Annotated in this window: 21 protein-coding genes and 1 pseudogene; 7 read left to right on the forward strand and 15 right to left on the reverse strand. The window is 36.4% G+C overall.

From position 1 onward, the window contains the following. Positions 1–14: 14 nt before the first annotated feature. Positions 15–1,244, reverse strand: a complete 1,230-nt coding sequence (locus ACIQLB_RS14430) for an EAL and HDOD domain-containing protein (protein ID WP_400726880.1) — start codon at positions 1,242–1,244, stop codon at positions 15–17. 206 nt (positions 1,245–1,450) lie between these two features. Between ACIQLB_RS14430 and ACIQLB_RS14435 the strand changes: the two genes are divergently transcribed. From ACIQLB_RS14435 to ACIQLB_RS14450, 4 genes are read left to right on the forward strand one after another with little or no spacing between them, the layout of a single operon-like run. Beyond that, a complete protein-coding gene (locus ACIQLB_RS14435) occupies positions 1,451–1,825 on the forward strand; it encodes a GntR family transcriptional regulator (RefSeq protein WP_370048365.1) in 375 nt (124 codons plus the stop codon). Next, positions 1,822–2,715 carry an ATP-binding cassette domain-containing protein gene (locus ACIQLB_RS14440; protein WP_400726884.1) on the forward strand — a complete coding sequence of 298 codons (894 nt, stop codon included), beginning with the start codon at positions 1,822–1,824 and terminating at the stop codon, positions 2,713–2,715. Before ACIQLB_RS14435 ends, ACIQLB_RS14440 begins: the two co-directional genes overlap by 4 nt. Further along, positions 2,699–3,427: a hypothetical protein gene (locus ACIQLB_RS14445; RefSeq protein ID WP_400726887.1), complete on the forward strand. Its 729-nt coding sequence runs from the start codon at positions 2,699–2,701 to the stop codon at positions 3,425–3,427. Before ACIQLB_RS14440 ends, ACIQLB_RS14445 begins: the two co-directional genes overlap by 17 nt. Next, positions 3,424–4,128 carry a hypothetical protein gene (locus ACIQLB_RS14450; RefSeq protein WP_400726890.1) on the forward strand — a complete coding sequence of 235 codons (705 nt, stop codon included), beginning with the start codon at positions 3,424–3,426 and terminating at the stop codon, positions 4,126–4,128. The genes ACIQLB_RS14445 and ACIQLB_RS14450 overlap by 4 nt, the downstream gene beginning before the upstream one ends. Before the next feature lie 175 nt (positions 4,129–4,303). On the opposite strand, the gene ACIQLB_RS14455 is transcribed toward ACIQLB_RS14450, so the two are convergent. From ACIQLB_RS14455 to lplA, 8 genes are all read right to left on the reverse strand, one after another. After that, on the reverse strand, positions 4,304–4,951 hold the full coding sequence (locus tag ACIQLB_RS14455) for a VTT domain-containing protein (RefSeq protein ID WP_400727105.1): 648 nt from the start codon (positions 4,949–4,951) through the stop codon (positions 4,304–4,306). Positions 4,952–5,375: 424 nt separating this feature from the next. Next, a complete protein-coding gene (locus ACIQLB_RS14460; RefSeq protein WP_400726893.1) occupies positions 5,376–6,923 on the reverse strand; it encodes a fatty acid--CoA ligase family protein in 1,548 nt (515 codons plus the stop codon). Between the two features lie 331 nt (positions 6,924–7,254). After that, entirely contained in the window at positions 7,255–9,189 is a 1,935-nt protein-coding gene (locus ACIQLB_RS14465) for an FtsX-like permease family protein (protein ID WP_400726896.1), read from the reverse strand. Beyond that, the gene (locus ACIQLB_RS14470; protein WP_400726899.1) at positions 9,161–9,937 is read right to left on the reverse strand and encodes an ABC transporter ATP-binding protein; all 777 of its coding nucleotides are present in this window, start codon (positions 9,935–9,937) and stop codon (positions 9,161–9,163) included. Before ACIQLB_RS14470 ends, ACIQLB_RS14465 begins: the two co-directional genes overlap by 29 nt. 12 nt (positions 9,938–9,949) lie before the next feature. After that, entirely contained in the window at positions 9,950–10,384 is a 435-nt protein-coding gene (locus tag ACIQLB_RS14475; protein ID WP_400726902.1) for a hypothetical protein, read from the reverse strand. Between the two features lie 11 nt (positions 10,385–10,395). Continuing rightward, the gene (locus tag ACIQLB_RS14480) at positions 10,396–11,379 is read right to left on the reverse strand and encodes a sensor histidine kinase (protein ID WP_400726905.1); all 984 of its coding nucleotides are present in this window, start codon (positions 11,377–11,379) and stop codon (positions 10,396–10,398) included. Beyond that, positions 11,379–12,083, reverse strand: a complete 705-nt coding sequence (locus tag ACIQLB_RS14485) for a response regulator transcription factor (RefSeq protein ID WP_400726908.1) — start codon at positions 12,081–12,083, stop codon at positions 11,379–11,381. Before ACIQLB_RS14485 ends, ACIQLB_RS14480 begins: the two co-directional genes overlap by 1 nt. A 596-nt stretch (positions 12,084–12,679) precedes the next feature. Next, complete coding sequence (gene lplA, locus ACIQLB_RS14490; RefSeq protein ID WP_400726910.1) at positions 12,680–13,672, reverse strand: lipoate--protein ligase; 993 nt, start codon at positions 13,670–13,672, stop codon at positions 12,680–12,682. 144 nt (positions 13,673–13,816) lie between these two features. Here lplA and yhfH point away from each other — a divergent pair, with 144 nt between their 5' ends. Beyond that, complete coding sequence (gene yhfH / locus ACIQLB_RS14495) at positions 13,817–13,942, forward strand: protein YhfH (RefSeq protein WP_012292204.1); 126 nt, start codon at positions 13,817–13,819, stop codon at positions 13,940–13,942. Between the two features lie 282 nt (positions 13,943–14,224). Here the strand turns inward: yhfH and ACIQLB_RS14500 are convergent, their stop codons facing one another. The 6 genes from ACIQLB_RS14500 to ACIQLB_RS14525 all read right to left on the reverse strand — a co-directional run bounded on the left by ACIQLB_RS14500 (position 14,225) and on the right by ACIQLB_RS14525 (position 20,816). Further along, a complete protein-coding gene (locus tag ACIQLB_RS14500) occupies positions 14,225–16,423 on the reverse strand; it encodes a YhgE/Pip family protein (RefSeq protein WP_400726915.1) in 2,199 nt (732 codons plus the stop codon). A gap of 131 nt (positions 16,424–16,554) precedes the next feature. Then, positions 16,555–17,127: a TetR/AcrR family transcriptional regulator gene (locus ACIQLB_RS14505; RefSeq protein ID WP_400726917.1), complete on the reverse strand. Its 573-nt coding sequence runs from the start codon at positions 17,125–17,127 to the stop codon at positions 16,555–16,557. Positions 17,128–17,249: 122 nt separating this feature from the next. Then, a complete protein-coding gene (locus ACIQLB_RS14510) occupies positions 17,250–17,780 on the reverse strand; it encodes a FixH family protein (RefSeq protein WP_400726920.1) in 531 nt (176 codons plus the stop codon). Positions 17,781–17,785: 5 nt separating this feature from the next. Then, on the reverse strand, positions 17,786–19,174 hold the full coding sequence (locus ACIQLB_RS14515) for a sensor histidine kinase (RefSeq protein ID WP_400726923.1): 1,389 nt from the start codon (positions 19,172–19,174) through the stop codon (positions 17,786–17,788). Further along, positions 19,171–19,854 carry a response regulator transcription factor gene (locus ACIQLB_RS14520; RefSeq protein ID WP_400726925.1) on the reverse strand — a complete coding sequence of 228 codons (684 nt, stop codon included), beginning with the start codon at positions 19,852–19,854 and terminating at the stop codon, positions 19,171–19,173. The genes ACIQLB_RS14515 and ACIQLB_RS14520 overlap by 4 nt, the downstream gene beginning before the upstream one ends. Continuing rightward, a complete protein-coding gene (locus ACIQLB_RS14525; protein WP_400726928.1) occupies positions 19,851–20,816 on the reverse strand; it encodes a YncE family protein in 966 nt (321 codons plus the stop codon). The genes ACIQLB_RS14520 and ACIQLB_RS14525 overlap by 4 nt, the downstream gene beginning before the upstream one ends. A gap of 193 nt (positions 20,817–21,009) precedes the next feature. Between ACIQLB_RS14525 and ACIQLB_RS14530 the strand changes: the two genes are divergently transcribed. Together ACIQLB_RS14530 and ACIQLB_RS14535 are read left to right on the forward strand one after the other, a co-directional pair. Continuing rightward, entirely contained in the window at positions 21,010–22,095 is a 1,086-nt protein-coding gene (locus ACIQLB_RS14530; protein ID WP_400726931.1) for a glycosyltransferase, read from the forward strand. Between the two features lie 184 nt (positions 22,096–22,279). Further along, positions 22,280–22,642 (forward strand): annotated as a pseudogene (locus ACIQLB_RS14535) (collagen-like protein); the annotation flags it as partial.

A 22,642-nucleotide genomic window follows, 5' to 3' on the forward strand; every position in this document is an offset into this window, starting at 1 on the left:
ATTAATCTTTGTTTTTATAAAGATTTTTCTGCCCACTCCATTGCTTCATTGTATAAAAGATCAATATTGGTGAAATTCATATTGAGCTGAGGAGCTAAATTTTCTAAAGTAGACCAATCTAGCTTACCTAACGCAATACTGAATTCCAGATAAGGTGTCATTTCAGTTTGATTACCTAAAATCGTTTCTATTATTTCTTCTGAAAAAGGCAGCTGCTGTAAAATAACAGTCAGCGGTCTTTGCAACAAAGTGTCTATCAACGAAAACATCCCAACTAAAAAATATTCAGAGAAGTTTTTCTTATAGGAAAGTTTGGCTAGTTTCTCACATACTTTTGCTCTAAATAATGATGTACGCATGACTTCTATAAAAAGATCATTATCAGCATTCATATCTATTTCTCGCATCGCCAATAAATAAATCCACTTTCGTAAATTTGGAACACCGAGTAGTATAATCGCTTGTTTTATCGAACGAACCTTAGATTTAGAACGCATCTCTGAATTATTAATCATTTGCAATAATTTATACGTTAATGAGATATCACTCTCAATATTATCAGCTAATAACTGTACATTCGGTTCCTCTTCTTTTAATAGCGTAATAATATATAAATATTGAATAGTATTTGCAGGTATATCGGTTGCTACAATGATTTGAGGTTGTTCAAAAAAATAGCCTTGAAATAATTCATAGCCAGAATGCTTTGCCACTTCAAATTGATTTCGTGTCTCGACCTTCTCAGCTAGTAATTTTATGTGAGGGAAATTTTCTTTCACTTTATTTTCAATTTCCATTCGCTCTAGTAATGGTGACAATAAAAAGTCAACTTTTATATAATCGATATAAGGAAATAACTCATCATAAACTTGTACCTTATCATCCAAAATAAAATCATCTAATGCAATTTTAAACCCATATGATTTCAGCTCAATCACTCTCTCTACTAACTGAGTTGTAATAGGAACATCCTCTAAAATCTCAATAACAACTTGCGATGGATTTAAATATTCATTTAAGGGACTCATAAGTAAGTTTTCAGTAAAATTAACAAAACTAGGTTTACCTTTTGTTACCTCTTCAATACCAATTGAAAGAAATGAGTTTACTAGTACATCGATTGTTGCAGCATCTGAATCGACCATCGGAAAAGCATTCACATTTTTGCTACGATATAATAATTCATACGCAACGACTTGTTCATGAAGGTTAAAAATAGGCTGTCTGCCGATAAATACTTCCATTTCGTCGCCTCCCCCATTTCTCCATATTCTAGTAATTATTATTATAGCATCTTTCATTACTCTCTGCTTATCATTCAAGTAACTGTCTAAAAGCCTTCTAACATTGTCAAAAATTCCATTTCATATAGACATTTACCAAATTTTGATTTATAGTACATTACAACACTAATGTACTGTATTACGTAGGAATGAAAGGAGGTTTTTCGATGCACGTTCATCTAGATGGTACAACACCGATTTATATTCAAATTGCTGAATGGCTACAGCACGAAATCATTGCTGATCGATTACAGGCTGACGAGAAGGTCTATTCACAATACCAACTAGCTGAATTATTCAATATAAATCCTGCTACAGCTGGTAAAGGGCTGACAATTTTACTTGAAGAGCAACTTTTATATAAAAAACGGGGGTTAGGTATGTTTGTCGCTACGGATGCAAAAGAACGAATTTTAATGAAACGTCGAAACGAAATATTGACGAAAATGGCACAAGAAATCGTATTAGAAGCAAAACGTTTACTTGTATCTGATGAAGAATTGCTAGTGCTTATTCGAAAAACACAGGAGGGATTGGAATGAATATTATTCAATGTGAGGAGTTATCTAAAAGTTTTGGACGTCGTCATGCACTACAGAACGTAACCTGCGCTATTGATGCAGAGAAAATTATCGGCATTATTGGTCGCAATGGTGCTGGTAAGTCGACATTACTTAATATTTTTGCAGGCTATATAAAGCCTACAACAGGGTCATGCATAGTGTTTAATGAAAATCCCTTTAATAATATTCAAACTGCTGCCAATATGATTTTTATCGATGATCGATTAAGTTTCTCTGATTACTTGTCGCTCGAAGATATTCTAAAGATGGGGGCCGATTTTTATCCTAATTGGCAAAATGAGTTAGCTTATCGCATGCTCGATTATGCAGGTATAGATCTGACAGCAAAGCATCAGCAACTATCTAAGGGTCAATTAGCAACCTTTAATCTTGTTTACGGATTAGTAAGCCGCTGTGCACTAACGATTTTAGACGAACCGATGAATGGCATGGACGAAGTGATTCGTACAGATTTTTACAGAGCTATTTTAAAGGAATACCTAGCCTTTCCACGAACTTTTTTAATTACTAGTCACCATTTGCAAGAGATGGAATCTATTTTAGAAGAAATATTATTGATAGATGAAGGCTCTGTCATTGCCCACGCGCCATTAGATGAATTTAAGGAACAGCTCATATCACTTAGTGGACCAAGTGATGCACTTGCGGATCTGCTCTCTGAGACGGAAGTATACGCTCAAAAGATTATGGCAGGAGTGACCTCAGCAATAATAGATGCTAGTCAACTATTCGTCTCAGAAGAAATACTTCGAGCAAAAGGCATCACGGTATCATCCCTTACCGCAAGTGAAGTCTGCAAGTATTTAACAAGTAAAAAAGGAAGTGATATTGATGCAATCTTTGACTAATATTTCACTGAAAGCAATTGTAATAAAACAGGTGAAATGGAAAGCAAAATTATATATTTCTGCCCTTAGTTCCTTAGTTATTGTACAAATCATTTTTGGAATTTTAACATCTAGCTCAGGGAGTGGGTCTTCTGGGAGTGGGCGGGGAGGTTTAAATGTTCAGTTCTCTATTTACTCACTCGATATGTTTCTTATTGTTACAGCAATTTGGGCATTTATTGTAGCACTTCTCTTTTCAACAAAAGCGTATCGTATTGATGATTTATCCGTTATTTCTAGTCGGACATCTAGCGCCATTGCAAATATATTTGTCATGATTCTTTACAGTTTTATTGCGGTCATCATTATGATTTCTACTTACTATTTACAAGTATTCGGAATTTTTTTAGTGGAGAAAAAATCCTTTATAATAGAAGATCTATTTATTTCACCATCAATATTACTATTATGTTTCAGTAGCCTCTGTTTATTTGGCGCAATCGGCTTACTATTAGGCGCCAGCTTCAAAGGGCCAGTAGTTATAAAAATATTTGTATTTATGTTTATGCTGCTTGGCTTAATACTATTTTTTATGTCACCAGAGTCTATAAATCTTAGGCCATTCATAATGTTATCCAATCTTATGATTAGTGTTCTTTATTTGCTTATGGCTCTACTATGCTTTAGCCTCACTATTTGGATTGCTGATAAATCGGAGGTGACTCGCAAATGATGGGGACTACATTATTAGTTTTTATTCCTCTACTATTCGTAGTTGCTGTTTTTCTACTACTAAATAAATTAGGTAAAAAAACTAAAAATATTTGGACATCTAAGCGTATTATGATTGGCATTACTAGTTACATCGTACTTGGTCTTACTGCTTTTCTTTATATTAGCTTTTTTTCAGAATCAAAAATACCAGTACTTTCTTCTTCTGAAATTAAACAAATTGAGAAAAAGTTAGATCAAAATCAAAAGTATGATCAAGAATACAATTCTTCTTATTTAGCTGAGGACTACAAAAAGAAAACATGGGAAATTAACTTTGAAGGAAATACATTACCTGTTCTTACAAATGATGATAATTTAAGCTTGAAGATTCGACAACGTTATAATGATAATATTGAATCGGGGAAAGCTTTTGTTACCTATTATCAATTTCCTTTTATTATAGATGGTATTGATCTTTCAAACGAAGTGCCGTTACCTAACGTATACGTGTCACAAAACCAATTATTTATTGAATCTCTTTCTAAACAACAAATAAATTATTATCGTATAAAAGCAACATTAGGTATTTTAGATATGAACCGTGGGATAGAACGTGAACCATATGCAATGGACTATTCTTATTCAAATGTCATAGTTATCGATATACCACGAAGTACGGCTCTGGAAGATTCCCAAGGTCTTGTTCAATATATAGAGTAGTAAAAAATAGTTTATTACCATTAATCAGGAATGACCTTCATAAAGCATATGCTAATAAGTTGATTGGTGTAGAGGCTGAGTGACTCTCCGGGGATTAGTGTCACAGATGAGACCTGGAGCAAAAAAACAAGGACAGTCCTAAGTGATTTTTTATCACATTTAGACTGTCCTTGTTTTATTTTCTACTTGTTTTTGATTTAATAGCACCAATAACAGCTGGTACAACTGAAATCAAGATAATTAATATAAGAACCGTTGAGAAGTTATTTTTAATAATAGGAATATTACCAAAGAAATAGCCTAGTAATGTGCAGCTGAGTACCCATAAAACTGCACCTACAACATTATACATAATGAAGTAGCCATACTTCATTTTACTAGCCCCTGCAACAAATGGTATGAATGTACGGATGAAAGGCATAAAACGTGCGATGACAATCGTTTTTCCACCGTGTTTATTAAAGAACTTTTCTGCTGCTTCCATACGCTCTTTTTTAACGACTCTACCAAGGAAGCTCTTTGGTGGAATGGATGTCCCTACTTTATGACCAATATGATAGTTCATCGTATCCCCTAAAATTGCAGCCGCTAAAAACACGGGAATTAATATCCACATATTAAATGCGCCCATTGCTGCTGCTAATGTACCACTTGCAAAAAGCAATGAATCACCTGGTAGAAATGGGAAAATTACGACACCTGTTTCAACAAAAACAATTGCAAATAAAACGAGATAACTCAAATTACCAAATTTATGAATAATCTCCTCTAAATGCACATCAATATGCATAATAAAATTTATTAACTCCTTGATGAGTTCTATCATTTTTCCGTATGCTCACTTTCAATTGAATTTTCTAAAGGCTTTGACGTAGCTAACCACCAAAGGGTTCCATTTTTTGTTTACTGTCTATAGTGTTACTTCTCCCTCACTATATGACAAGCCTTTAAAAAGTATGTAGATTTCACAAGTTTGATTTTATCACTTACAGACATACACACTCAACTTATTTAAATAAGTGGCCATGCTTTTTTACATTGCTGTAATATTTGCCTAAAGTAAACTTCAATCAGTGGGTGTTCCTCGTCCCTCACTAGAGGAACACAAGCTAAAATCTCACATCCCGTGAAACTGTTTGTGTGTCCAACATCCTAACGTTGCTTCTCTTAAACTTAAAAAGTGAATCTAACTGTCCATTTATGCTGGATAAAAAAAGCTACTATTTTTCAATAGTAGCTACTGTTTCTTATACTTTTTCTTTTAATGTACGACGCAAAATTTTTCCTGTCGTATTTTTCGGTAATTCATCGATAATCTCAATTACTTTAGGAACCTTGTATTTCACCATATGCTTTGCACAGTATGCGAGAAGGTCTTCTGTTGAAGTTGCATCTGTATCTTTTAAAACAACATATGCATGAACTGCCTCACCTAAGTTAAGGTCTGGGTAACCTACAACTGCCGCTTCAACGATATTATTATGCGCAAAGAGTACTTCTTCAACCTCTCTTGGATAGACGTTAAATCCACCTACAATAATCATATCTTTTTTACGATCAACGATGTAAAAGTACCCTTCTTCGTCCACTTTTGCTAAGTCCCCTGTGTATAACCAGCCATCACGTATAGCCATCGCTGTTTCTTCAGGTAATTTATAATAGCCCTTCATAACGTTTGGACCTCGTACAATCAGCTCCCCTACTTCGCCAACGGGCACTTCTTGACCATTAACATCCACCACCTTATTTTCAACATTGGAAATGGATGTCCCAATAGAACCTGCCTTACGCTCACGATCCAACGGGTTGAAGCACGTTACTGGTGAAGCTTCCGATAAGCCAAAGCCCTCTGAAACACGCACATTAAATTTCTTCTCGAAATTATGTAATAGTGCTACAGGTAAAGACGCACCACCTGAAATCGCTAAGCGTATTGTTGAGAAATCTTCAGGGTTGCTTTCAGGTAATTGATACAAGAAGTTATACATAGTTGGCACACCAGCGAAGACTGTTGCTTTTTGTTCCTTCGTTAATTTAAAGATTTCAGTTGGACTAAAACGTGGTTCAAGTAAAACCGTTGCTCCACTCAATAAAGGTGCATTGACAACGACAGTTAACGCAAATACATGGAAAACTGGTAACGTAGCAATAATACGATCATCTGCTTGATAGCCTAAATAATGTGCTACATCTCGTGCATTTGAATAGATATTTTTATGAGTCAGCATTGCACCCTTTGGAGTACCTGTCGTTCCTGAAGTATATAAAATAATTGCATTATCATCGTCAGATACTTCTACTGGTTGGCAAGAGTCCGATGCACTAGCAATTACTTGTGAAAATAAATGTATTTTTGCCTTTGCCTCTTCGGATAAAGTCGTTACTTTTTCAGCAACATCTGCTGTTGTTTCACAAACAACAAATGTTTTTACTTTTGGAAAAGCATGTACACCCATTTCTACTAATGGTAGAAGTGCATCCAGTGCAATAACAACTTTTACATCACCATTATGCAAAATATACGAAATTTCATCCGGTGTATAGATTGGATTAATCGGAATTGCCGTTGCCCCTAAACGCATTGTTGCATATAACGCAATTAAATAATGTGGTGTATTGCCGAGTAAAAACGCCACATGGTCCCCTTTTTCTACCCCTAAATCTTCTAACCCCTTTGCAAAGCGACCCACCGTGTGTTCAAACTCACCGTACGTCGTATCTTTCCCCATAAAATGATACGCGATTTTATCTGGTTGCTCTAATGCTTGTTGACGAACACTTGAAACTAAATTCAATTACACCATCCCCTTATCGTATCAATTTCGCCTTGGCGTAATTGAGTCCGGATTTTGAATTGTGCAGGCACAATTCATTCCTTTGAAAATCCGTGACATCCGCCGGAGGCTTTATCTTCATTCAGTAGATGTTTGGACATCCCTTAAAAAGGAATCACACCCGAATCCATCTCACTACCTCAGAGGTAGGAGTCTTCTACTGAACGGAGATAAAATGAATCGTTATTCAGTAATATTATATAAGAAATATATCTAAAAGACAACGAAACTTTTTATTTCATGTCGTAAATTACGTCAAATAATTCATTTTTTTCTCTCTCAGACAACTTTATTACGAACGAATATGCGAGATGTATCGCCAACGAATCAAATAAAAATAGACTACTTGTATTAAAACAAAAAATCCAAAAGCAAAGACAACTTCTTTGACAATGGAAATATTAGCAATATCCTTCAAGATACCTTGAACCATAAGAAAAGCGAAGGCGCTATGCATCATAGCAACACCCCATGGCAAGAAAAATTGTGGGAATAAATGACGATTCACAAGCTTTTTGAGCTCTGTATCTGTTAAGCCCATTCGCTTTAAGACATCGAATTTACGCTTTTCTCTTTCAAGAGAAGTATGCAGTTTAAAGTAAACAAAGCTACCTGCTGCTAATAAAAATACCGTTGCTACTAAGACCCCCACTAATGTGAATAATGAGTAAGTAGCTAATATATAAGAATAATTTAATCCTGCATTTTCAAAGTAAAATGGGCTAAATCTATCCTTGTTATAAAAATATTGAGTTGCTGCTAACTCGTCTATGTCCTTGCCAATATCTTTCGCTTCCATCCACTGAGGGATATAAAAGGTAAATAAATGATAGATTGGCTGCACAACGTTTTTATCGCTAATCGGCTTTCTAAGCTTTACAAAATCCTCATCGCTTATCACTATAGAATTCACACTAACAATAGACCCTGGGAATACTATTTTAGGATATACGCTATCAATTGTTATCGGGATAGAGTTTTCCTCTAATACTGTATGCACAACTTTATTTTTTAGTTTTTTTAGAGAATCTTCCGAGTATGGTATAAACACTGCCTCTCCTGAAGCCAAATCAAGTAACGGGTAACTATAGGAAGAAAGCAATACATTCATATCTGATTCCCTAAAAACCTCAACCTCATTGTGAGTATATGAAGATGTTTGCTTGATGACAACAAAGCGCGATAAATGATAGGACAAACCCTTCTCCTCTAATTGAATCCGTAAAGAGGCTATATGATTTCGCTCATATGGATTGTCGAAATCGCCCTTATAGACAAGTCCTAGTGGATTTAAACGATCATATTGTATTGTGTAGGAAGACATCGTCGCTAATACACCGACCGATAAAAATGCCATTGTTGATACCATCGTTACTACAAAAAACATTTTCACATTGTCCATCATAATATGAGTTTGCTCGGCTAACGAAAGAAGGCGATAGCGTTGCCAATGAAATTTACGTTTTCCCCGTGCTTTATCTAAAAAGCACGGTAAAGAATCGCTGAAAAAATAATATGTCCCAAAGGTCGCAAAAAACGGGATTAATAATGTTAAACCAATCCAAGATGTATTCGATACGATAATTGCTAGTACGTATGCTGAAAAAATAAGGGTAATACCAAATACTGCACGAACTTTAGAAAAAGTTGAAACACTATTTAAATAGCCATTTCCCTTAAGGAGATCGCGCAATTTTCTTTCACGTGTAAAATATACACTAATAAAGGAAATGACCACAAAAGCACTTGTGAATACACCAATCGTTAGTAGAAATGGCTGCCATGAAACATATAAAGGTAAACTATCTAAATGTAAAATTTCTCGAACAATCATGAAAAAGAATTTCGAAAATGAGAAACCAAATATAATCCCAACAAAAATAGAGCCCGCTCCAATAATCATTGTCTCCAAAAAGACAAGCTTATTCATCTGGCGTTTTTCCATTCCTAAATGTAATAAAATTGCAAACTCATGTGATCTTGCCTCTAAAAAAGCACTCATCGAATAATATAAAAAGAATAATGTAAAAAGGACGAGTACGATTTCCGCACCAACCATCCCAATTAACGAAGCCTCTCCTAAAATCCCTTGTTCTATATCCGGATGAAACATGAGCATTGAATAGATAAAAAACACAGCCACAGAAAAAAAGCTTGCCATGAAAAAGGCACCGTATATACGGCTGTTCCGTACGACATTACGGTAAGCGAATTGTCGAAAGGTCACCTACTTGTCCTCCTCCTAGTAAGCTCAAAACATTTAATATTCGCTGGAAAAACATTTGGCGACGGTCATCTTTGTAAATTTCATTGAAAAATTCCCCATCTTTAATAAATAACACGCGATCACAGTAGCTAGCTGCAATTGGATCATGTGTTACCATTACAATCGTTGTTCGTTTTTCCTGATTGATTTTCGTTAAAAGTTCAAGTACATCACGCGAAGAATTCGAATCCAAATTTCCTGTCGGCTCATCTGCTAAAATGAGACTTGGATTATGAATGAGTGCCCGACCAATGGCTGTTCTTTGTGCTTGTCCACCTGATATTTCATTTGGACGTTTATGCAAGAATGAGGTTAAATCGAGCTTTTCCACAATACTTGCAAGACGCTCCTCCATTACTTCTAATGGCTGTTGGTCTAATGTAAGTGGCAGCACAATATTCTCTTCCACTGTCAGCATATGCAAAAGATTAAAATCCTGAAAAACAAAACCAAGCTGTCTTCTTCTAAAGTAGGCTAGCTCAGTTGCTTTCAGCATATGTGGATTCATGTCATCTAAAATGATTTCTCCACTCGTAGGTTCATCAATCGTAGAAATGATATTCAATAATGTTGTTTTTCCACTGCCTGATGGACCCATGACTGCTAAAAACTCACCTTCCTCCACGTCAAAGCTTAATTGATTTAGCGCACGATGAGTTACTTTGCCTTCATACACCTTCGTCACGTCTTTTATTTGTAAAATAGGCATACCTTGTTCACCTTATTTCTTGATTAATTCCATGGATTCTGGCAAAAGCCACTGCAATACTACCTCAAAGCCAATTTGAAAATGAGGCTCTATTAATGATTCAGCTGACTGATTACCATCCTCCTCCACTAGACTAAAGCAATGCGAACCAACAATTACATCCCAAGCATCCATTTCACCTTCAATGATTTCTCCAAAAATCGTATAATGCCCACTATACATCACCTGTTCACCTTCTACAGGAAAAGCGTTAAGTAAAGTTGGTTTATGTAAGTCTAGCCCAAGCTTATTCGAAAAATGCATTACTTCTTCATTCAGCAAAAGACTAGCCTTACGAAAATTTTTGCAGGATAAACAATCACAAACATCGTTATGCGACTCGTATAATGCCTCTGTTTTTTTTGTCTCTACATGTAAAACCCATTCATCCAAGCGTACTTCTGTCATTTCCGATCCCCCTAATTCGTAAATGTCACTGTAACAACAGTTCCTTTTCCAACCTCTGATGTAATGATTAATTCGTGACCGAGCTTTCCACAGATTTCTTTCGCTAAATATAAGCCCATCCCTGTGGATTCCCCAGTTTTACGCCCATTCTCACCAGTAAAAAAGGCTTTAGTGACACGAGAAAGATCGGAAGTCGGAATACCAATCCCTTCATCACAAATGGCTAATTGTACGTAGTCATTCTTTTTAATGGCGGAAATGATTATTTTTTTGTTTGCCTCAAACGTATATTTAACCGCATTCGTTACGAATTGCCCGATAATAAAGCGAAGCCATTTTGAATCACTTGCTACGATGATGTCATCCTCAATATGGATTTCTGGGAAAACACGTTTCGTAATAAATAAACGTTTATTTTCATTAACAGTTGCAGTCACAATCGTTTTTAAAGCAACCTGTTCTACTTGCATATCCTCTTCAAAATTTTCTAATCGAGCATTCACCAATACCATATCCAAGCCTCTCCGCAAGCGATCAATTTCCTCTTGTACATTCTTTTTATCGAGAGGACGCTCATCCTGTAATAAGAGTTCAATAACAGAAATTGGTGTTTTCATCTGATGCACCCATTGATTAATAAACTGATCATGTCGTTTTTGGCCTGCATATAATGATTGAAGCTCATGCTTATATAGTCGATATAGTTCATGCATATATTTCTCTGCCTGTATCGCCTCAGGTGTTTTAGCATTTTTTTGCAACACATCCTCCATATTTTTAGGAAGCTGCGATATTTTTAATAAATAACGTTGACGCATTAAATAACGGATAAGTAAAAATGAGGCTAACAACACTAGACTAATACAGAAGGAATAAATAGCAGTATCAACATTTCGAAAACCGTCCAACCAATATAAGACCATGATGAAGCCAACTAATAAGAACTGGAATACAATGAACGATGCGTAATCACGCAAAAATAATTTCCAGCCCACTATAACTCACCTGCACTTAAAATAAAGCGATAGCCTGCTCCGCGTACCGTTTCTATAGAAGACGTAATATGATAATCAGCTAGCTTTTTCCGCACTCGTGTCATATTGACGTTCAACGTATTCTCATCGACAAATGCCTGATCGTCCCAAAGCTCTTCTAACAATTGCTCACGTGTCACAACTTTAGGAGCACTTCCCATCAACAGTTCTAAAATGATACATTCTTTTTTCTGAAGTGGAATCTCTAAATTATTTTTATGAAGCTCCATTCTTTCTAAATGAAGAATAAGCTGTCCTTGTTTAATTGTCCGTTCCTCTTGTCTTGTTGCATATTCGCCATATGTACGACGCAAGTGACTACGGATTTTAGCCAGTACAATCTCGTAATTAAATGGCTTCGTAATAAAATCGTCGCCCCCATTTTCTAGTGCAAAAATTTGATCCATTTCCCCAGAGCGAGCGGAAATGAAAATAATTGGACAAGTTGTATGTTGACGTAGTTGGCGACACCAATAGTAGCCATCGTACGAAGGTAAATTTATATCAAGCAACACCATATGCGGATTAAATGCTGTAAATTCTTCAATGAGATGATCAAATTCTTTGATCGTTTCAACTTCGTATTGATATTTTCTAAGCGTTTCTGCGAGCAATGACGCAATCTTTACATCATCTTCGACAATAAATATTCGATGCTTCTCCATACCAACACTCCTTTCTATCCTATATTGTATCAAAAAAAGGTCCGTCGACATAACTGTCAGCGAACCTTTTGTAGCAAAAGTTAACACGAATCTATTTATTAGAAATCATTTGTAGTGCTTATCATCCAAGCGTAAGGTTGATTTACGTTCCGGCTGGCGCTTTCCTGGGGGCGTCCGATGAGCCGCTTCGCTTCGCTGCAGGGTCTGGGGCCAACACGATGTTGGTCACGAAGGCGTTATCACAGGACGTGATGGTTTTAGCCTTCGTTCCCCTTACGCTGATCCCCGAGGAGTCGCCCAGTCTCCACTCCAATCACACTTATCCGCATGACATACGTTTTAACAAAATGTCATCTAACTTTGTTTATCGGAACACTTTTACGTTTTATCGCCCAACTTTTGAATTTTATCGACTAACTTTCACGTTTTATCTCCCAACTTTTAATTTTTATCGACATCCACCTTCCAAAGAGCAAAAAGGATTCATACACAAAACTGTGTGTGAATCCTTTTACTTTATTATGTCACCTAGCCAGAACGAAGATCAACTTAAAATTCTCAATAAAGACATTTGCCAATTTCTACACAAGCTTTTCTTAATAAACTAATTGTAAAAACTCTTCTGTCGCAATTCCACCAAAGTATGTTGGAATATCAATATCCGTTAACGCCTCAGCAATTGCAGTTCGATCATAGTTTGTCCCAACTAATCGTTGTTCAACATCTGCCATGTCGCCCACACCGAAGAAATCACCAAAAATATGCGCTTCCTCAATAATTCCGTGATTCACCTCTAAGCGAATATCGATGCCTCCTGTTGGGAAACGATGTGTTTTCTGAATATTAAAGCGTGGTGATTTGCCATAGTTCCATTCCCATGTTTGATAACGCTCAGTAGATAGATTGTGGATATTAGCCCAATCTTCCTCCGTCAGCTCATAATAGCGAATATTTTCTTCTCCACCGAAAATGGATTTTAAAATTTCTAAGCGGAATTCTTCGACTGTCATCTTATCCTTCAAAAACTCAGAAATATTAGCTACACGTGAACGAATCGATTTAATGCCCTTTGATTCAATTTTATCTTTCTTCACCTTTAATGCAGATACAACAGCATCAATTTCTGTATCAAACATTAAAGTACCATGGCTAAACATACGGCCCTTTGTAGAAAACTGTGCGTTCCCAGAAACTTTACGTCCTTCCGCTAAAATGTCATTGCGGCCTGAAAGCTCAGCATGAACGCCCATTTTTGCAAGTGCATCTACAACAGGCTGAGTGAACTTTTTATAATTCATAAAGCTATCGCCATCGTCTTTAGTAATAAAACTGTAGTTAAGATTCCCTAAATCATGATACACTGCGCCTCCACCAGAAAGACGACGTACAACGATAATGCTATTATCCTCCACGTAATCTGTATTAATCTCTTCGATAGTATTTTGATTTTTACCAATAATGATGGAAGGTTGATTAATGTAAAAAAGTAGCACTGGTTCCTTCTCAACATCCATCGTTTTTAATAAATACTCCTCAATGGCAAGGTTAATACGTGGGTCATGAATCCCTTTATTATCAACGAATATCATAAATTTCGTTTCCTCCTTCACAATATATCCATAATTATTTTAACGTAAATTAGGCATTTTGTGTTGACGAAATGCTTCTGTTATAATACACTAGAAAATATCAAAACAGTAATAGTACAGATGAACTTAAAGGAGGAGTCCACAATGTTAGAAAATGTAGTTGAATTTTTCAAGAACCTACCTGCAAAGCAATGCACAGAATGCGGTGAAAAAATTGAAGAACAAAGTGAATGCTACAGCAACACTTGTGAAAAATGTAACCACCTATAAGCATTTGCCTATTCTGTAATTGTCATATACGTGTCCCACACGTACTTATTATGACACTCCTCATCATATTTTGATGAACCATTAATTAAATCTCTTACACTTACAGAACAGCAGCTGATACGCTCATATCAGCTGCTGTTTTTTGTATGATTTTTTTGCATATGAGCTTTTTTGTTGAAGCCGAGTGGTTCTCCCCGCTACCGAGCAACTCTTCCCTTGCCAGACAATCATCCAACCTCAAAAAAACACCCACCAATATTGGTGGGTGTAAAAATCCTATTTTTAGTTCTCTTCGGCTACTTTTGAGTAACGTTTTGTGTGTAGTAACATGAAATAACCGAAAGTAATAGCTAAGAACGCTACTAGGAAGCCTGCTAGAATTCCGTAGTTTTGCATTAAGAATGATGTATCACCAGTTGAAATACTAGCTTTAAATGCTGAAACAGTATATGTCATTGGTAATAGTTTATTAAATACTTGTAATGGTGATGGGATTAACTCAAGTGGGAATGTACCCGCACTTGTTGTAAGTTGTAAAATTAATACAACAATCGCCATGAAGCGTCCTGGATCACCGAAAATAGATACTAACATTTGAATTAAAGCTAAGAAAACATAACTTGTTAATAATGCTGTTAGGAAGAAGTATCCAAAATTGTTTACTTCAAGGCCTAAGCCCCATTTTACAATAACCACTGTTAATATAGTTTGAATTAAGCCGACTATTGCTAAAACTGAAGCTTTACTTGCAAACCAAGCTGCTCCATTTTTTGGACGAATTGCTGGTTCCACAAGTGGGAACACGATAGAGATTAATAACGCACCAACAAATAAACCAAGAGAAATAAAGTATGGTGAGAAACCTGTTCCGTAGTTAGGTACATGGTTAACAGATTCTTTATCAACCTCAACTGGACTACCTACCATATCATAAGTGTCTTTGCCAGCATGAACTTCTTTTGCTTTTTCACTTGCTTCACCTAGTTTGCTAGATAAAGTTGATGTACCATCTACAAGTTCAGTTGTACCATCAGCAATCTTTGCAGAACCTTCAGCTAACTCACCTGATTTAGATGCAAGCGTTGATGTACCTTGATTCAATGTTGTTGAACCACTTGCTAGCTCATTTAAACCTGAAGCCAATGTTTTAGAACCAGTTACGGCTGTCTTAACACCAGCATTTAATTCACCTAATTTTTGAGCAAGTGTTGCATTACCAGTTTGAAGACCTTTTGCTCCTTGGACTAACGCACCACTTTTTGATGTTAACTCATTAGCACCTGCTAACACTTGTGATTGACCTGCTGCAATTTGTGATGCACCAGCATTTAATTTGTTAGCACCAGCTTGTAATTCGGTTGTTTTATTTGATAAAACACCTAATCCAACATGCACTTTTTCATTTCCTGCACGTATTTGTTGTAATGATTGATTTATTTGATTTAATACTGCTTTTTGCTCTTCAGGCGATGAAGCCATCATTCCTTCTAATTTTTCAGATAAGGCATCGATGCCTGCTGTTACTTCAGCAGAACCACCTGCTAATTGGCCTGCTGCACCATTTAATTGACCTGCACCATCAGCAACTTGTTTTGCGCCTGCAGTGATTTGTGGTTGATTATTGTTAACCTGAGCTAAACCCGCTTGAACTTGCGCTACACCTTGTGTATATTGTGATACACCTTGCGAAAGAGTTGATGCTCCTGTTGCTGCTTGCTGTGCACCATTTTGTAACTGTACTGTACCGTCTTGTAATTTTACTAGACCAGTAGATAAGTCATTTGCACCTTTTGCAGCATCTCCAGCACCTTTAGTAATTTTATCTGCACCATTTGACAATTCAACTGTACTTGATGCTAGTTTCTCAAGATAACCTTTTAAATCTTTTGTACCATTGGCTAAAGTTTTTGCACCCTCATCTAGCTTACTTGAGCCATCTGCAGCCTCCGTAAAGCCATCTCCCATTGTTGTAATAGAATCAAATATTTTTTCAGCATAAGTAGTTGAAACTTGTTTATTCACTTCCGCACGTATTTTTTCCATTGCTGATTCACCAATTTGTGCACTAAGAAAGTTTAATCCTTCATTCGGAATATAATTCATGACTAATTTAGAAGGTTTGTCATCTAATAACGTAGTCGCATGCTCAGAGAAATTTGTTGGAATTTCTAGAGTCATATAATAATCTCGGCCATTTAGGCCTTTTTCAGCTTCTTCTTTAGATACTTCAATAAACTTAAATTCGTTACTTTCGACAAGCTTATCGACTAAGTCGTTCCCTAGATCTAATTTAACCCCTTCCATTTCTGCGCCCTTATCTTCATTGACAACAGCTACTGGTAAATTAGGAAGGCCTTTATACGGATCCCAGAACGCCCATAAAAACATACCGGCGTACATGACTGGGATAAATAATACAGCGATTATTGAAACAAGCATTTTTCTTGTTTTAAAGATTTTCAGCCACTCAGCTTTAATCATAAGTTTTCTTCACTCCTATACTATTTGACCGAAAACGTCAGTCGGTCATTTTTATTCAAAAAAAAAATCTAAACTTTCAAAGGGTTTTAAACCCCTAGATTGTCACTGATTCACCTTTTAGCTCAGCCGAATCAAGTTAAAACTAGCCCGCGGAAGATTGTTTCCTTGAAAAGATTTAGAATCTTTTCTTCTGGAATAATGTCGCCATGTAGCTCATGCCAGTCAACGACAAATGCTAGATACGCCTTTAACAACAGAAAGCTTACTAATTCTGCATCACAATCTCTAATTTCTCCTTTATCGATACGTCTTTGAATTAATTCAGTAACGTAAGATAAAATTTCAGTCTCAATGCGAACTAATACTTGTTTAACTGCTGGCGTTCGTAGCTCCTTTTCTTCCTCTAATAACTTCGCAAATAAAAGATGTTTTTCACGGAACTGTAGCATTTTCATTAAAGCATTATGTGCATTGTCCATAAAGCTCGCTGATGCATCCAACACTGCATCTGCTTCTGCTTGCATCTCTAGTACAAGTGACATAGCTATCTCTTGAAATAAAATTTCTTTATTTGCAAAGAATGTGTAAATCGTCCCTTTACCGACATTGGCGATTTTAGCCACTTGCTCCATCGTTGTTGCCTTGTAACCAAACAATGTAAAGGATTTTGCAGCTGCTTCAAGAATTTCCTGCCTACGATCCATTAGTAACATCCTTTCCTGTTATGTTATGTACATGCCTTTGTACACGAAAATGACAATGACCAGAAAACCATTTCGGTCATCTGGTCATTATCATATTCCTATTTTAAAAATAATGCAAGCATTTAATGGTGATTTTTTTCATTTTTTTCGTGATCACTATGCTCAACGTCCTCTGATGTATCATTACCGTGATTCATCATGTCCATGCTGTTGTTATTTGCTTTTTCATCCTCTGGTAAAACTTTCGTCATATCAGGGCTGCCAGCAGTAATTTGTTGCTTCGGCATACTATGAACACCATTGCCTGTAGTAGTATGTGCATACATATAATATACACCATCGTGGTCAAATATAGTCGTCGCTTTATAAACGCCATCTTTCTCTAATTTACCGTTAACCATTTGCCCTTGATCACGTTTACCAGATTCCCATACTTCGAATTCAACAACTGCATCATCCACGTTTTTCCCACCTTGTACAACATGTGCAGCAAGTTCAATTGTTTCATTGATCGTTACTTCTTTCGGTGTTAAAATTTCAACTTCTGGTATTTGAGCTACCTCAGGCTCTGGTAAAGCTGCTGACTCTTTCTTTTCTCCGCAACCTACTAATAATGCAGGTACTGCGACTAATGCCAATAACCATTTTTTCATGTTTTTTATTCCTCCATTAACGGTAACGTAATTTTTACAACTGTGCCTTTTTCAACTTCACTTTCAATCTCTATCTTGCCATGTAACTGCTTCAACAATTGTTCAACAATCGACAAGCCTAGTCCACTGCCACCATCTGCTCGGCTCCGCGCTTTGTTAACACGATAAAAGCGCTCCGTTACATGCGATAAATCCTCTTGTGGGATACCCATGCCATAATCCTTAATGATAATTTGTGCACTGCCATTGTCCTCAAAAGCAGTAATTTCAACCTTTGACTGCTCATACGAGTAATTAATGGCATTTTCAATAATATTAATAAAAATTTGTTTCAGCTTTACTTCATCAGCCTTGATGATTAATGCATCATCAGCATCTAAATGGAGTGCAATGCTCTTCTTCTCTGCTTGATGCGTTAATATTTGTTGAACCTCACGTAATGTTTCGGCAAGAGGAATTGGATATAAAGTAATTTCTGCTTGTTCATTTTCCATACGTGCAAGTTGAAGTAATTCATTCGTTAAGCGTTCCATTCGATTTGCCTCACGTACAATCAACTGGATCGTTTCCTCTTTTTGTTTTTCTGGAATAATGCCATTCTGCATTGCTTCACTATACCCTTTTACATAACTAATGGGTGTCCGTAGCTCATGTGAAACTGTCGCTAAAAATGTTTTTTGAGCCTCATCCTCTTGTTGGATCGCCTCTGCCATTTGATTAAAGGTGCTCGATAGCCTTCCGATTTCATCTTTTGAATGAACTGGCACACGTGTTCCATAGTTTCCGTATGACATTTGCTCAACAGCTCTTTGTAAATTACTTAATGGTCGCATAATATGACGAATTCCTTTATAAATTAAATAGCTGATGACAATTAAAAATATAAAGGCACTGACAAATAAGAAAATGACTTCATTATTCGCTAACTCACTAATTTTTGCTAGAGGGAAGTATATATAGATAATTCCTTCAAGCCTATTTTGATCTACTAGCGGAAGTACTACCGAAATTAGCTGTCTATCAAATCGGGGTTCATACCCAATTTTTTGTACATATTCACCTGCAAGTAATTGCTGTCGCTCTTCTGGACCAATTAATGTTTCGAAATCAATATCAAACGGTACACAGGCACTTAGTTCTCGCGGATTTCTTACTGCAAAAATATTCAAATTCGAATAATTGGTATAATGTTCAATATCTGCAATAAATTCATCCGTTACCTTACTACCGGCATACATCGTTTGTAGCTTTGTCCCTACTTCTACCATCGTCTCTTCCGTGTCTTCTACATATAGCCGTTCATATAAATAATTAGTTAGGACATACATAAAGACAACGGTAATGATTAAAAATGCAAAGATTAATAGCCAAATGCGTGTTGAAATCTTTTTCATTCGCCAGGATCAAAACGGTAGCCCACTCCCCAGACGGTTTGAATATGCCCCGCCGCTTCCTTTCCAAGCTTTATACGCAAGGTTTTGATATGAGTGTCAACAGTTCTTGTTCCCCCTACATAATCAATATCCCAAATGCGTTCTAGTAATTGCTCCCTTGTATAAGCATTTCCAGGATTATTCATAAATAAATGTAATAGTTCAAATTCCTTTAAAGTAAGCGGAACACTCTTGCCATCTACAGATACCTTCCGTGCAGTCTCATCTATTTTAATAGGTCCAAGCATCACATATTTTTGCTGCAAGTCTTCAATATTAGTACCACTTCTTCTTAACACAGCCTGGATTCGCGCAACGAGTTCATCATTTGTAAAGGGTTTTACAATATAATCATCTCCGCCAATTGTTAGGCCTCTAACTTTATCCTCATTCGCATCACGTGCTGTCAGGAAAATAATTGGTATATTCGACATCGCACGTATACTTTGACAAACCGCAAAGCCATCTTCATGCGGCATCATCACATCAAGTAGTACTAAATTAATTTCTTCGCGTACAATAATATCGTAGGCTTCTGTACCATTTGCTGCTGTAAAGGTCTCAATTTTGGCATTATGGAGCATCATTTCTATTAAATTACGCATATCTTGCTCATCATCAACAATTAATACAGTTGTCACATTTTTTCCTCCCTCACTAACAATTGAAATGCACCTTTCCCCACATCAACTGTTTTTTTCACCTGACCTTCTTTTAAGAAATACAAAGTATGGTCATCATAGCCAGCGACAACAATATAATCTTTAAACTGATTTACGACAAATGGATTAGCTCCTACCTCTTGCTGCCATTTCACATTTCCATCAAAGTCGGCAACATATAATTCATTACGGCCATGACTAATAACGAGGACAGCATCCTTTGTTTTGGTTAATCCGACAGGCATTAAAGGCATTTCTATCTCCCCATGTTTGACTCCTGTCATAAGATCATATTTTTTTACAGAGCTATTCGGTTTATTTCCTTCTCCATGACCACCAATCCATAGTTCATTTTTCTCTTCAAGAATTGCTATTCCATGTGATGATTTTTGAATCGGCCACTCTTGCTCAACCTTTAGATTCTCAATATTTAACACCGATAATTTTGTATCTTTATAATTAATCACATATAGCTTATCTTTATAGGCTGCCATTGACATAGGATAATTACCAAGCTTCTGTGTTGCCAGTTCGTTGCCCTTCTCATCAAAGCTTGTCACGGTATTTGTTTTGCTATTCGTAGTAAAAAACTGTTTTCTATTTTCAGCATAAAACGCATTCGTTGTACCAAGCTTTACTTTTTTGGAATAGAGCTTCTTTCCGGTCGATAATGTATAGACGTCCATTTCATCTAATTGATGACCATACAATAACACACGATCATTTTCGAGCAGTATCGCCCCTGAGTAAGCTTTGTCAAATAACCATGTTACTATCACATTACCTTGTTCATCTATAAAATCTAGGGAAGGCTCTTGTATATTTAAGGACGCAATAAAATTCTGATTGCGTTCAATAGGCTCAAACGATTTCTCCGTACATCCTACTAGCCATACAAGCTGCACTAAAGAAAAAATGAAAAATGCCCATTTTTTCAACATCATCACCTCTGTTTCTTAACTATACTTCACAATTGTGAAATTCGCGTGAAACTTGAGAGGTAAATTTATGACAAACAAAACTAGCAAATTTCACGATTATTATGATGTAATGCTACATCTACGAGCATTTGTCCAACCAAAAAATATAGTAGCACATATACTACAAAGATTATGGTAAGGAGGAATCGACTTTATGGTGTCAATTAGCTTATGTATGATTGTGAAAAATGAAGAAGATGTTATTGGTAGATGTCTAGCATCTGTAAAAGGCTTAGTCGATGAGATTAATATCATAGATACAGGCTCTACCGATAATACGAAGCAAATAGTTAAACAGTATACAGATCGTATTTTTGATTTTGAATGGATTCATCATTTTGCAGCTGCAAGAAATTTTTCATTTCATCAAGCAACAAAGGAGTACATTTTATGGCTAGATGCAGACGACGTATTATTAGCGGAGGATCAGGAAAAATTTAAAGCACTAAAAGAATCCTTGACCCTTGATATAGATGCCGTTTCGATGAATTATAATTTAAGCTTTGATAATGAAGGAAATGTAAGCTCTTTATTAAGAAGATATCGCTTAGTAAGAAGAGATAAACAATTCCAATGGATAGGTGCCGTACACGAATATTTAGAAGTCGGTGGAAAGCTATGGGATAGTGATATCGCTGTCAGCCATTTACCACTTAGTCATGATCATACGCGGAATATTAACATCTATAAGCAATTAGTTGAATCGGGAGAAACACTCTCTCCACGGGATACATTTTATTACGCAAATGAATTACTAGATCATGGACAATTTGAGGACGCAATATTTTACTATGAAACGTTTTTAACTTCTAAATTAGGCTGGGTAGAAGATAATGTTCGAGCCTGTTTCAAATTAGCAGATTGTTATTCTCATTTAAATGATACAGAAAATAATTTGAGTTCCATTTTAAGAAGCTTTGAATATGATATTCCACGTCCAGAAACGTGTTGTAGACTTGGTTTTCATTTTATGGAACAAGCAAAAAACTATGAAGCAATATTTTGGTATGAACAAGCACTTATCATCAAGCAAAATCCTAACGCCCCTTTTCAAAATAAAACCTTTACGACATGGTTACCCCACTTACAACTTTGTGTCCTCTTTGATCGGTTACAACAATATGAAACTGCCAATGCACATAATGAATTAGCCAGATCCTTCTTACCAAATGATGAAAAAATACTGCAAAATAAAGCATATTTTGATCGTATTTTAAATAGGGGTAATGCAAAATCTTAATTTTATTCTATATTAATGTATTAGTTAGTACATTGAAGTAATTTTTAAATTCTAGTAGTTTTAACTATATATTGAATAATAATACTTTTATTGCTTTCGATATTTTTAGAATAACCAAGTAGTTAAACTGACTATTTCACCTTTTCTCTCTATGAATACTATATTTGAGAGAGGAGGTGAAACAATGCATTTTGGAAAATTTAAAGAAAGAGTTTGCAGTAAATGTAATACATTTCCGTGTTGTTGTAGTCCTTGTCCTACTCAAAGCTGTCCTATTTGGCCTGTTAAACCTACAGGAATAACTGGTCCTACAGGAAGTACCGGGGCTACTGGGGCTACTGGGGCTACTGGGGCTACTGGGGCTACTGGGGCTACTGGCGTGACAGGTTCTACCGGGGACACTGGGCCTACTGGCGCTACTGGTGTTACCGGCGCTACTGGGGACACTGGCGCTACTGGTGTTACCGGCGCTACTGGGGACACTGGCGCTACCGGTGTTACTGGCGCTACTGGCGTTACCGGACCTACTGGTATTACTGGAGTCACT

Source organism: Lysinibacillus sp. NPDC092081, from assembly GCF_044755845.1.
Taxonomy (GTDB): domain Bacteria; phylum Bacillota; class Bacilli; order Bacillales_A; family Planococcaceae; genus Lysinibacillus.

What these genes read in the sequence shown, in the direction of transcription:
- ACIQLB_RS14430 (WP_400726880.1), bottom strand. Translation starts at nt 1,244, where the DNA reads ATGGAAGTATTTATCGGCAGACAGCCTATTTTTAACCTTCATGAACAA.
- ACIQLB_RS14435 (WP_370048365.1), top strand. Translation starts at nt 1,451, where the DNA reads ATGCACGTTCATCTAGATGGTACAACACCGATTTATATTCAAATTGCT.
- ACIQLB_RS14440 (WP_400726884.1), top strand. Translation starts at nt 1,822, where the DNA reads ATGAATATTATTCAATGTGAGGAGTTATCTAAAAGTTTTGGACGTCGT.
- ACIQLB_RS14445 (WP_400726887.1), top strand. Translation starts at nt 2,699, where the DNA reads ATGCAATCTTTGACTAATATTTCACTGAAAGCAATTGTAATAAAACAG.
- ACIQLB_RS14450 (WP_400726890.1), top strand. Translation starts at nt 3,424, where the DNA reads ATGATGGGGACTACATTATTAGTTTTTATTCCTCTACTATTCGTAGTT.
- ACIQLB_RS14470 (WP_400726899.1), bottom strand. Translation starts at nt 9,937, where the DNA reads ATGCCTATTTTACAAATAAAAGACGTGACGAAGGTGTATGAAGGCAAA.
- ACIQLB_RS14475 (WP_400726902.1), bottom strand. Translation starts at nt 10,384, where the DNA reads ATGACAGAAGTACGCTTGGATGAATGGGTTTTACATGTAGAGACAAAA.
- ACIQLB_RS14485 (WP_400726908.1), bottom strand. Translation starts at nt 12,083, where the DNA reads ATGGAGAAGCATCGAATATTTATTGTCGAAGATGATGTAAAGATTGCG.
- lplA (WP_400726910.1), bottom strand. Translation starts at nt 13,672, where the DNA reads ATGATATTCGTTGATAATAAAGGGATTCATGACCCACGTATTAACCTT.
- yhfH (WP_012292204.1), top strand. Translation starts at nt 13,817, where the DNA reads ATGTTAGAAAATGTAGTTGAATTTTTCAAGAACCTACCTGCAAAGCAA.
- ACIQLB_RS14500 (WP_400726915.1), bottom strand. Translation starts at nt 16,423, where the DNA reads ATGATTAAAGCTGAGTGGCTGAAAATCTTTAAAACAAGAAAAATGCTT.
- ACIQLB_RS14505 (WP_400726917.1), bottom strand. Translation starts at nt 17,127, where the DNA reads ATGGATCGTAGGCAGGAAATTCTTGAAGCAGCTGCAAAATCCTTTACA.
- ACIQLB_RS14510 (WP_400726920.1), bottom strand. Translation starts at nt 17,780, where the DNA reads ATGAAAAAATGGTTATTGGCATTAGTCGCAGTACCTGCATTATTAGTA.
- ACIQLB_RS14515 (WP_400726923.1), bottom strand. Translation starts at nt 19,174, where the DNA reads ATGAAAAAGATTTCAACACGCATTTGGCTATTAATCTTTGCATTTTTA.
- ACIQLB_RS14525 (WP_400726928.1), bottom strand. Translation starts at nt 20,816, where the DNA reads ATGTTGAAAAAATGGGCATTTTTCATTTTTTCTTTAGTGCAGCTTGTA.
- ACIQLB_RS14530 (WP_400726931.1), top strand. Translation starts at nt 21,010, where the DNA reads ATGGTGTCAATTAGCTTATGTATGATTGTGAAAAATGAAGAAGATGTT.